Consider the following 10,848-nt stretch of genomic DNA (forward strand, 5'->3'; position numbering starts at 1 on the left):
ATTAGCGCCCCGTTTTATTCATTGCCATCTCTTCCAATGACTTTGTCCAGTTCTGGTAACGCTCGCGGAATACGGAATTTAAAGCGTTTTTGTTTGGTCTGGACTTTGCGCCACATCGACTTCAGTAAATGAGCGCTATTTTCACCATTTTGCATTCGCGACGCACTTTTTTGCCACGATTCACTCGTATCGGCTTTGGTCATTTCTAGCTCGGCCGTATTTAAACGCAATTGTTTGTACAATATGGTCCTTGCTTCAGACCAACGTTTAGCCTTTAACAAACGGTGGAACGTCAGCCATGCTGGTGTCGGTCTGTTGCGGTAGTAACGTTTAATGGCTACCAATGAAATAATCACAAAACCCAGCAACACAAGCGTGGAAACAATCCATTCAAAGTACGTTCTGATGAAGGACTTCAACGTGTGCTTCGCGGCAAAAGTTTTGCCCTCTAACATCACCGTTTCCACTTGCTGAGTCTTACTGTTCCACCAACGGAACTCATAATCCGGCAGGGTTAATTCACCACCTTGTTGAATCACGTACACGCTCTCTTCTGTGCGTGTTGACTGGTAATCACCACGTGTTTGCGTATCTGTCAAACGGTGGGGTTGAGGATACGCTTGATAACGGGTTGTTGATTCTCCTTTCAACAAGTCTGGTAGCAATACAGATAGTGAATCTTGAGCCGAAATGGTGATTTTACGCGTGATTGCATCCCCAACTTTGAGTGACTCAGTGGAGGTATCCCACTCTTGCTTTACCTCTACATCTGTTGCAGAAAACCAAGGTGTCTCACCACTCAGCAGGCCCGATGGCAATACGGTTTTGAACTTAATCGGCTGCGTGTAAAGTGTGCCTGACACCTTCTCGCCGTCCGGCGCCGACACCTGAACGCCCACTGCGACAGGTGGAATCACAAAATCACCAGAAGCTTGAGGATACAAAGTCACTTCCCAGCGTTGACGCGACCAAGTTTGTCCCTCTTTTTGCTCAGTAAAGTTGGTTGCTAGTTGATTACGCTGTTTGGCGATAACATTGGGTATTTCAATATTGCCAATTCTCGTACCACCCGTAAACCAACGCGGCGTTGCCACTTCGATGGTTAAAATAACTTGCTCATTGACGCTAAAACTTGGTGTTTTCCGCTTCTCTCCAGCCGTTGGTTGTTTACCAACCCACGCTTGTAACTCAACACCATGCTCTCGTTGAACGTCACGAATATCTTGAGCCAACACACTACTGCTCAGGAGGAAACCGAAACAGATAACTAACCACAAGGGTAAAGCAAAGTGCGTAAAACGGTGGCTTTTCATCATTGCACCGCCTCCTCTGTATTTTCGTTCGCAGTAGAGGTTGATTCTCCGGTTTCTATTGAACGCAATTGAATCTGAAACTTCGCATTTAAGAAGTATTTAGGATCCGCTTCGACTCGCTTTAACCATTTGTCGGCTAATTCTTGGCTACCTAAGATGTCGTCTGCACTTAACGTCTCTTTAATCATCAACTCCGCTGACGTTTTTTCATCCGCCCCTTCTGCGGTTTGAGGGTTATCGCCTAGCTCGGTTGATGCTTCTTGCTCCGTTCCTGCCTGACTCTCACTCATCCGGTTGATGTCCTCTACAATACCACCAATCACTTTCAAGTTATGCTCAACATCCGGTCTTAGCCTCTCGCTTAACGTTGGCTTGTTGGCTAGGGATTTTAACAAGTCACGTGCAGCCAAATATTCACGCTGACGCGCCAATGCACTCGCCGCATTATAAAGACCGTAATCTCGAACCTCTTCGGACGGGTCGTTTTGCATTTCCAAAAACGCACTGTGGGCGAGTTCAAACTCGCTAGCGTAGTAGTACGCCGTCCCTTTGCGTAATGGATCGACAAAGTGTTTTGCAGCTTCTAAATACGCTTGTTGGTTGAACAAACGCTGTCCTTGTTGGTCTGGCGTCAGCCACAAATCCCACCACCATTGCGCCACCTTGTCGAAAGCCGTCACTTTTTGCACAACTTGTGGCTGCTCGGCTTTAACAGAAATGTTCTCCGCCATTGCACTGGTCGGCATCAACAGTGTACCGCTCACCATCGCAATCACACACCATTGCACTAACCACCCTTTTCTAAACCACAGCATCATGATCAGCGCGATTGGGAACAGAAGTTGATACCCCATGTCTTTCCAAGGCATTGAAGATTCGCCATTAAGCTGCATATTGCGCTCAACGTATCGATTCAGTTGCTCGATATCACTATTATCGACGGTCACTTCCACCAATCGACCGTTAGCCTGACTAGCCAGTTCTTGTAGAGAATCCAAATCCATTGGGTTGTTACTCACAATGTCAGCATTCCCTGCCGCAAGAATTAACAGTTGATAAGATTTGCCCGAGAAATACGCTTGGTATTGCTCAATCGTGGCTGGATTAACGCCATCACTCACCAACAGAACGGTAGAGCCTGGTTGACCTTGCAATTGTTGGTCAATTAACGGCAAAGCTTTTTCGGCAAGCTTACCTTGCACGGGCATAATTTCTGGCGTAATGGCCGCCAAAAACGGGTCAAATACTTTACTGTCTTGAGTTATAGGCATCGCGACATGAGCACTGCCCGCAAACACGACTAACCCCGTTTTTCCGCCTTTTCGCACGGCTAGCAAATCGCGTATTTTCTGTTTGGAACGCTCAAGGCGGCTTGGTGGGAGATCTTTTTGCAGCATCGATTCGCTGTTATCAAGCACCACCAGCAGAGAGGCTTTATCTTCGCCAAAGGGGGAAGATTCACGTTGCCACGTTGGGCCTGCACAAATCACAATGGCGATGAACACAATCAGCATCAAGAGCTTAAGCGGCAGTTGCTTACGCCAACCTCGCTCACCTATCGTCAAAGCATTGCGTAAATGTTCGGGCAGAATATCCTTCCAGCTTGGCTTGCTTTCTTCTCGCCAGCGTAACCACACCAAGAAAAACATGGGGACCAAAGCCAGTAACCACAGTGGTCGAATAAAATGAAACTGCGTAAAGAATTGCGTCCAACTAAGAGAATCAAACATCGCTCTCTCCTAATGATGATCGTGTAACAGCCCTTCTTTTGAGTGTTGCGACGCTGAACGCGAGCAAATGCATGATGACCACTAACGCCATCAAGTAATGATGAAGGCTTTGTTTTGGGCGGTATGTGGTGCTTTCGTAAAGTTGAGGTTCCAGTTTGCCAATTTCGTCGTAGGCAGCCGATAGTTCATCACGGTTGAGTGCTTCAAACGCTTCACCGCCGGATTCTTTCGCAATGCGACGAATCGTGTCCATATCCAACGCGGTTTCACCTATCGTTTCCGGATCGCCCATCGCAATGACGTGTACTCTCACGCCTTTGGCTTTCGCAACTTTCGCCGCATCAATCGGTTCAACAAAACTGCCCGTGTCGTTACCATCGGTTAATACAATCGCGACTTTTTCACGGTTTTGGTCTTGTTCTAAAGCACCACGCGACTTATCGCTTTGCTCAAAAACTTTAATCGCTAAGCCAATCGCATCACCAAGATGGGTACTCTGCCCTGCCATTGCCACATCGGTTTGGTTAAGCAGTTCGAGCCACACTTTTTGGTCTGCGGTAAATGGCGTTTGCACGAAAGCAGCATCACCAAAAAGCACCAAGCCTAATCGGTCACCTTTACGAGACTGAACAAACTCCGACAGCACTTCTTTTACCGCATCAAGACGAGAAATTTTTTCGCCTGTACGTGAGGTGAAATCTGGCTCGGCCATGGAGCCCGAAAGATCCACCACCACCATCACATCGCGGCCTAAACTCTCGCGAACTTGAGGCTCGCCTAACACGGTGGGTTTTGCCATCGCACACACCACCAAAAGCCATGAGAGAATTAACGTTGCTCGTTGCCACCAACTCGGGGTCAACTGGCTTGCACCTTCTGATGGCGTCTCGCCAATCGCTTCCACCAGCTGACTAAAAAACGGCACTTTGATCGCCATTTGCTTAGTGCGATATGCGGGCACCAAGTAGTACACCACCAACGGCAAGGGCAAAACCAGAAACCACATTGGGTGAGCAAATTCAAAACCAGACAAACCAGTTATCGATGCAAGAAGATCATTCATGTTGACCTCCCTGATGTGCTTTGCGTTTCAATCGTGGTGATTTATTTGCCGCGCTTTTTTGAGCATCACAACGGTGCTCACTCACCCAGTTTTTCGCACGAGCAATAAGCGTTACTCGCTCTTCGTTGGTTAGCGTAACGCTTGGGTCAACAATACTTTGTAGCCAGCACTTTGAAAGCTCATCGTTAAAAACCATTTGCGAGTTTGCTTGAGAGTCTCTGGTTTGCGGATACAGCGCATCGAGCTTGCGCAGAAAGGCGGTATCAAACAATTTCGCGTTGCGGCTATCAATATGAATCAGCACTATTTTAAGCACAGAGAACAATACTTTTGGCATGTCTTTGTCGCTCGGGTTGATTTGCGAAATCGCCAGTAGTGCTTCTTTTCGGTAACGATTATGCCACCATTGCCGAGCCAAGCGATATGCGAAATATACCAATGCAATGAACGCAACCGCCGCTAAAATTTTCCAGCCAATAGTTTGCGGGTACCAACTCACGCTAGATGGTACGGCCACATCATGCAGCTCTCTGAGTATGTAGGTACTTGGAGGCGTAGGAAGCTCACTCATTTAACGCCCTCCTACCAGTTTTTGGAATTGTTTAATGTGCTCACCTGTCGTATCGAGTTCGATGTGCGGAAGGTGTTTCATCGCCATAAGTTGAGAGAGTGATTGACGCTGTAAGCTAGTTCGAGCCTCAAGCTTTGCGCTCGCAGCTTCTACCTTTGCTTTGCTGTCTAAATTGAGTTGATACTGCCCATCACCAACCACCCATTTCGATTTTGCCAAATCGTCTGGTAGCGCTTGTTCTAATGGGTCACTGACCATCACTGCAAGAACATCGTTGTGCTGTTGTAGCTGTTTAAGGTGATCAAGGTGGTGCTCCTCGCAGTCGCTCCAGTCGCTGATAAAAATCAAAGTGGATTGCTTGGGCTTCATGCGTTTAATAAGCTCAATCCATTGACTGAACGTTACTTTTTCGGAATTGCAGGAGTCCACATTGAGCGATTGATTGACTTTAGCGAGACGTTTAAGTTGCGCCAGAAGATCGTTTTGCGAACGCTGTGCCTTGCTGTGAAACAACGCCTGCGGGGATGCGATGACAAAACCGACTCGGTCGCCATCTTTTAATACTCGCCACCCACACATCGCTGCGATCTCTGCCGCGACAACTGATTTCATTACTTGCGTCGAAGCAAAAAACATTGTGCTTCTCTGGTCGACACACACGATTACGTTGCGATCTTTTTCTTCTGTATAGCTGCGCACGTGCGGCTTACCTGTACGCATCGTAACTTTCCAATCAAGGTTACGAATATCGTCACCCAATTGGTAATGGCGCAGCTCTTCGAAGTTCAATCCACGACCGCGAAACAACGAATTGTGTCGGCCAGAGAATACGCTACCCGCTTTTAGATGAGGAAGTAAACTGAATGATTCTGCTTGTGCTTGCAGACGTACTAAACGAGCATAATCGCAGTACAAACGGGGATCCATCCCCTGTGATTTTGGCGCAAGAGTTGGCTTAGCCATAATGCCTCCCACTTACCCAATTTCTACACAATCTAGCAGCTCTTGTACGACTCGTTGATGATCGACCCCATCTGCCAGTGCATCGTAGGTCAAAGAAAAACGGTGGCCCAATACAGACGGAACCATGGCACGCACATCGTCAGGAGTAACGTGGTCACGTCCTTGCATCCACGCATACGCACGAGCGCATTTGTCGAGTGCGATAGAAGCACGAGGACTAGAGCCAATCTCAATCCATTTTGCTAAGTTTGAATCAGCATAACGCTCTGGCTTACGAGTCGCCATCACTAACGCAACGATGTAGTTTTCCACTAGGTCTGATACCACGATGTTTGGTAACTGACGGCGCGCTTCTAGCACCACGTCTGGCTCGATGTGTTTTGGCGTAATAATTTCGCTGCTGGTTTCCGCACCCAATTCTTCACTGCGCACCAAACGAATGATGTCACGTTCTGCGTCATCTTCTGGATAATCGACGGTAACCTTCATGATAAAGCGGTCCATTTGCGCTTCTGGCAGTGGGTACGTGCCCTCTTGCTCTACTGGGTTTTGCGTTGCAAGCACCATAAATAAGTCTGGCAATACGTGAGTTTTATCGCCTACTGTGATTGTGCCTTCGGCCATGGCTTCAAGCAGTGCCGCTTGTACTTTGGCAGGTGCACGGTTGACCTCATCAGCAAGTACAATGCTGTTAAAAATGGGCCCAGGTTGAAAGTGGAGTTGCGGCTTACCATCCAGCTCTTGATAAACCTCAGTACCCGTCACGTCAGATGGTAAAAGATCCGGCGTAAACTGGATTCGACCAAAACTGGTGTTTAACAAGTTCGCCAACGATTTTACGGAACGTGTTTTTGCCGTTCCCGGTAAACCTTCTAGCAGAATATGCCCATTTGTTAATAACCCGATGACTAAAGCTCGAACCACGTGGCTTTGTCCAATGACGCTTTTTTCTGTTTGTTCGATGAGTTCTTTTATCGCTTGTTGTGCGTGGTTCATAGGATACCTTTTCAATGGTTTAAGCCGTCTTTTCGATAGTTAAGTATAAGAACAAATGAAATAACTTAAGGTTATATTCACTATGTTATCTTTGCGGTTCTTGAGATTGGAGAAGTTGTGCAAGACCAACCAACATCGGTAACGCATAATCAAAGAACATTTTGATTCCCGAACACAAATAGTTTAGACCACTCTCACCATTCGGCGTTTTGATCAAACGGTTTTTTGGGCACTCACCCCAACAATAAGGCAAGTAAGGGCATTGCTTACAATACGTCGGCAATGAATCGCGTTTTGCCATGCCAAAAGTATATTGTCTTGTAGAGAAGGCCATTTCATTCAGTGAGTGTTCATGAATGTTGGCGAGTTTGTATTCTGGATACACATAGTGGTCGCAACTGAACACGTCGCCATTGTGCTCAATCGCCAACCCTTTGCCACAAAACTCCGCCGTCACGCAAAGCTGAGACGGTTTCCCCATTACTTGCGCCACCGCGGTTTCAAACAGATTAACCAGCACACGGCCAAGATCGTTATTCACCCACTCTTCAAAGGTCGCCATTAAAAAGCGTCCCCAGTCTTCAGGATCGACTGACCAATCCGTTACAATCGACATTGGATGCCCCGGTTTAGCCAGATCACTGCCTTTGGTTGGGATCATCTGTTCGTTCCAAAACTGCGGCGCGGTTGTTTGGAAGTTGTTGGCTTCTACCACCGGCGCAAACTGAATATAAGTCACACCCAATTCTTGGGTTAAAAATCGATATACTTCGAGCGGGTATTTCGCATTGTGACGATTCACCGTGACCAACGCGTTGAATTTCACGCCATGCGCTTTGAGCTTATCTACCGCTTTCATCACGAGATCAAACGTTGGCTTACCGCTGCGGGCTTTGCGATATTTGTCGTGCAGCTCTCGTGGTCCATCAATCGACAAGCCAACTAGGAAGTTGTGCTCTTTTAAAAACGCACACCACTCATCGTTTAGCAAAATGCCGTTGGTCTGAAGGTCGTTTTCAATGCGAACGCCTTTCGGCTGATATTTCTTTTGCAAAGCTACGACATTGCGGAAATAGTCCAACCCAAGCAGCGTCGGTTCCCCGCCCTGCCATGAGAATACAATTTCTTCGCCATCCTGACTTTCGATATAGCTTTTCACGAACGCTTCCAGTGTTGCGTCGTCCATTTTTGGCTGCTTTTCTTGGTGCAGTAGATTTTCTTTATGCAGATAAAAGCAGTACTGACAATCGATGTTGCACTTTGCTCCGCCTGGCTTTGCCATCACATGGAATCGACGGTCATACGCGCCCGAAACTGGTGCTTTAGAAGCCGTTTTAAGAGGAACAATAGGCATGGTAGTAGAATGGCGAGGGGAAATCTTACTCATACGTTTCTCACTATTACATATACCCAAATAACCTCGTGAGCGCTGTACAGCAAAAGTGAAGCTATTTGGGTATATAGCGCTCCAAAAAGCGCTATATAATCTTAATTTACTTAGAAGACTTAGGTACGAACGAACCTGCTTCCATACGAGGCGGGAATTCTTTGAATGTACCCATCACCTCTTTCACTGTATCCATTGCTGGCATCATTAAGAATGAACGCTCGTACATCCAACGAGAATAACCCATGCCTTGATCGCCTCGTTCAAATGGATCAATGCTCAAGTCAAAGATCAGTGGCACACGAAGTTTAGTGAACGGCTTACGCCATACATCCATACCCGTTTCATTCTCTTGAATCATAAAGTGGAACTTGTACTTTCCTTGGCGCAATGCCACAAGATCGCCGTCGTCGCTCCAGTAAACGAACTCATTTCGTGCGGATTTGTCTGACTTACCCGTTAAATATGGCAGTTGGTTGTAACCGTCTAGGTGAACTTTGTAGTCCATATCGCCAACTTTTTTGCCTTTTAGCAGTTCGTCTTTAACTTTGGTATCACCTGCCGCAGCAACTAGTGTCGGGAAAAAGTCCTCTAATGACATCATGCCGTTGAATGTTTTACCTGCCTCAATTTTTCCAGGCCATTTAATCAACATTGGCACACGGAAACTCCCTTCCCAGCCAGTGTTTTTCTCTGAGCGGAACGGTGTCATCCCTGCATCCGGCCACAAATCAACCATAGGGCCGTTGTCAGTGGTGTAAACAATGATTGTATTGTCATCCACACCTAACTCTTTGATCTTGTTAAGTAGCTGACCGATTTGGTCATCGTGCTGCTTAACACCATCCGCGTAGAAACCGGCACCTGTTTTACCTTGGTATTCTTCAGGAACATGTGTGAAGTTGTGCATGCGAGTGGTGTTAAACCAAGTAAAGAACGGCTTGTCCGCTTTTACTTGCTTTTCTATGAAGCTCTCTGCGGCATCAAGAAACTCACCATCAACATTTTCCATACGCTTACGCGTAAGTGGACCGGTATCTTCGATTTTGCCGTCAGCGTAAGAATGGATAACGCCACGAGGACCAAATTTCTTCTTGAACTCCGGATCTTTAGGGTAATCCACGTTCTCTGGCTCTTCTTCTGCGTTCAAGTGGTATAGGTTGCCGAAGAATTCATCAAAACCGTGGTTGGTAGGAAGATGCTCGTCTCGGTCACCTAAATGGTTCTTACCAAATTGTCCGGTTGCGTAACCCATTTGTTTAAGCACGGTTGCAATCGTCGGATCTTTTTCCGAGATACCTTCCGGAGCGCCTGGTAAGCCCACTTTTGATAGACCTGTACGTTTAGGCATTTGACCAGTGATGAATGCAGAACGGCCTGCTGTCGAGCTTTGCTGTGCGTAGAAGTTAGTGAACTTCGCACCTTCTTTAGCAATGCTATCGATGTTTGGCGTGTTGTACGCCATCATGCCTTGGTTATAGGTACTAAGGTTCCAGTAACCAACATCATCACCAAAGATGACAAGAATGTTGGGTTTGTCCGCTGCATGTGCAACTGCAGATGCAGCGCCCAAAGCTAACGTACATGCGTTAAGTACGAGTTTTTTACTGCTCGTTTTGGTCGCATTTTTCATATTATCTCCAAGAGTTCGCTAGTGCGTAAAAAACGGTATTCGCTTTTCAATACCATTGTTGATATAAGATAAAGCACTAATTTCAGGCGATAAATGCAGTCAAAATTAGTTAACCTATAAATTAAATTTATGAGTGACGTTATGGACTTGAATTTGATCCAAACTTTTCTTGTTGTTGCGGAGTTTCAATCTTATACAAAAGCCGCGGAACAATTAGGACTTACACAACCTGCTGTGAGCGCTGCAATAAAGCGTTTAGAGCAAGTCGTAGATAAGCAATTATTCGTTAAAAAAGGACGAGGTATCGCACTAACCTCCACCGCTTATCAATTACTGCCGCAATTCCAGCAAGCGGTTAGTATTATTGACAATGCGATATCTGATAGAAATCATTTTGAAGTGTGTTGTTCGGAAATTTTGTTGCACATTATGGACCCGATAAAGAACACTATTTTTTATGAATCACCACCCGAAAAATTCCTATTATTTGAGCTGTTAAGACAACAAAAAGTCGATCTAGTAATCGATACGGTGATCACGAAAGATGCAGCGTTTATTATTGAAGATGCCTATGAGGAAGAAGCCGTGGTTATCTGTCGTGAGAACCATCCCCGTGTACACGGCACGCTCACAAAAGAGCAATTTTATGAGGAAACTCACTGTTTATTTTCAGGAAAATGGAACAACATGTCGGGGTTCGAGCAACTAGCAAAGGAAACAATTCAAGAAAGAAAGGTCGACTTGATCACATCTTCGCTAGCGGGCATGGCGCTGTATGTCGCCCAAAGAGACAGTTTAGGGATCGTGTCTCAATCTTTTGCAAACAAGTGGAGCAAAGCGCTCAAACTTCAAATTTTGCCCTGCCCCATTTCGATACGCTCTATCCCTTACAAGTTCGTCTACCATAAGCGAGAGGTAAACAACCCAGCCCACATCGCTCTACGTGAAAAAATCAAAGCCAACTTAACGGCAGCCCACTACGAACCAATTTGTTTATAACTCTTGTCAATTGAAGCGTTAGGCGTTTTCGTCATCAAGCTTTCTACAAACCTGAATAGATAGAATTTTACAGATAAAAAAAGAGGCTCACGTTAATGAGCCTCTTTCTAGATGTGTGTGCCGTCCTAAATAAGGTTGACACTTTCCACCCCCCAAAATTGGAGAGTGTTATGAAATCAACAACTAAAAGAAC

Annotated in this window: 9 protein-coding genes; 1 reads left to right on the forward strand and 8 read right to left on the reverse strand. The window is 46.2% G+C overall.

The genetic code is table 11. From position 1 onward, the window contains the following. Window positions 1–14 precede the first annotated feature (14 nt). The 8 genes from R7O03_RS16385 to R7O03_RS16420 form a co-directional block, all read right to left on the reverse strand. Window positions 15–1,316, reverse strand: a complete 1,302-nt coding sequence (locus R7O03_RS16385) for a BatD family protein (RefSeq protein ID WP_258497568.1) — start codon at window positions 1,314–1,316, stop codon at window positions 15–17. After that, window positions 1,313–3,043, reverse strand: a complete 1,731-nt coding sequence (locus R7O03_RS16390) for a vWA domain-containing protein (protein WP_213877260.1) — start codon at window positions 3,041–3,043, stop codon at window positions 1,313–1,315. The genes R7O03_RS16385 and R7O03_RS16390 overlap by 4 nt, the downstream gene beginning before the upstream one ends. Next, window positions 3,036–4,106, reverse strand: coding sequence for a VWA domain-containing protein (locus R7O03_RS16395; protein WP_318131871.1), 1,071 nt, complete (start codon window positions 4,104–4,106; stop codon window positions 3,036–3,038). The genes R7O03_RS16390 and R7O03_RS16395 overlap by 8 nt, the downstream gene beginning before the upstream one ends. Next, complete coding sequence (locus R7O03_RS16400; RefSeq protein WP_318131872.1) at window positions 4,099–4,677, reverse strand: DUF4381 domain-containing protein; 579 nt, start codon at window positions 4,675–4,677, stop codon at window positions 4,099–4,101. The genes R7O03_RS16395 and R7O03_RS16400 overlap by 8 nt, the downstream gene beginning before the upstream one ends. Continuing rightward, the gene (locus tag R7O03_RS16405) at window positions 4,678–5,640 is read right to left on the reverse strand and encodes a DUF58 domain-containing protein (RefSeq protein ID WP_318131873.1); all 963 of its coding nucleotides are present in this window, start codon (window positions 5,638–5,640) and stop codon (window positions 4,678–4,680) included. A gap of 12 nt (window positions 5,641–5,652) precedes the next feature. Then, window positions 5,653–6,636: an AAA family ATPase gene (locus R7O03_RS16410; protein ID WP_005376549.1), complete on the reverse strand. Its 984-nt coding sequence runs from the start codon at window positions 6,634–6,636 to the stop codon at window positions 5,653–5,655. An 85-nt stretch (window positions 6,637–6,721) separates the two neighbouring features. Continuing rightward, on the reverse strand, window positions 6,722–8,023 hold the full coding sequence (locus R7O03_RS16415) for an anaerobic sulfatase maturase (RefSeq protein ID WP_262664961.1): 1,302 nt from the start codon (window positions 8,021–8,023) through the stop codon (window positions 6,722–6,724). Between the two features lie 106 nt (window positions 8,024–8,129). Beyond that, a complete protein-coding gene (locus R7O03_RS16420; protein WP_017635363.1) occupies window positions 8,130–9,656 on the reverse strand; it encodes an arylsulfatase in 1,527 nt (508 codons plus the stop codon). Window positions 9,657–9,797: 141 nt separating this feature from the next. Between R7O03_RS16420 and R7O03_RS16425 the strand changes: the two genes are divergently transcribed. Next, window positions 9,798–10,655 carry a LysR family transcriptional regulator gene (locus R7O03_RS16425; protein ID WP_005376559.1) on the forward strand — a complete coding sequence of 286 codons (858 nt, stop codon included), beginning with the start codon at window positions 9,798–9,800 and terminating at the stop codon, window positions 10,653–10,655. The last annotated feature ends 193 nt before the right edge of the window (window positions 10,656–10,848 follow it).

It is taken from the genome of Vibrio sp. Vb2960, assembly GCF_033337665.1.
GTDB classification, from domain to species: Bacteria; Pseudomonadota; Gammaproteobacteria; order Enterobacterales; family Vibrionaceae; genus Vibrio; species Vibrio alginolyticus.

What these genes read in the sequence shown, in the direction of transcription:
- R7O03_RS16395 (WP_318131871.1), bottom strand. Translation starts at nt 4,106, where the DNA reads ATGAATGATCTTCTTGCATCGATAACTGGTTTGTCTGGTTTTGAATTT.
- R7O03_RS16405 (WP_318131873.1), bottom strand. Translation starts at nt 5,640, where the DNA reads ATGGCTAAGCCAACTCTTGCGCCAAAATCACAGGGGATGGATCCCCGT.
- R7O03_RS16415 (WP_262664961.1), bottom strand. Translation starts at nt 8,023, where the DNA reads ATGAGTAAGATTTCCCCTCGCCATTCTACTACCATGCCTATTGTTCCT.
- R7O03_RS16400 (WP_318131872.1), bottom strand. Translation starts at nt 4,677, where the DNA reads ATGAGTGAGCTTCCTACGCCTCCAAGTACCTACATACTCAGAGAGCTG.
- R7O03_RS16425 (WP_005376559.1), top strand. Translation starts at nt 9,798, where the DNA reads ATGGACTTGAATTTGATCCAAACTTTTCTTGTTGTTGCGGAGTTTCAA.
- R7O03_RS16420 (WP_017635363.1), bottom strand. Translation starts at nt 9,656, where the DNA reads ATGAAAAATGCGACCAAAACGAGCAGTAAAAAACTCGTACTTAACGCA.
- R7O03_RS16385 (WP_258497568.1), bottom strand. Translation starts at nt 1,316, where the DNA reads ATGATGAAAAGCCACCGTTTTACGCACTTTGCTTTACCCTTGTGGTTA.
- R7O03_RS16390 (WP_213877260.1), bottom strand. Translation starts at nt 3,043, where the DNA reads ATGTTTGATTCTCTTAGTTGGACGCAATTCTTTACGCAGTTTCATTTT.
- R7O03_RS16410 (WP_005376549.1), bottom strand. Translation starts at nt 6,636, where the DNA reads ATGAACCACGCACAACAAGCGATAAAAGAACTCATCGAACAAACAGAA.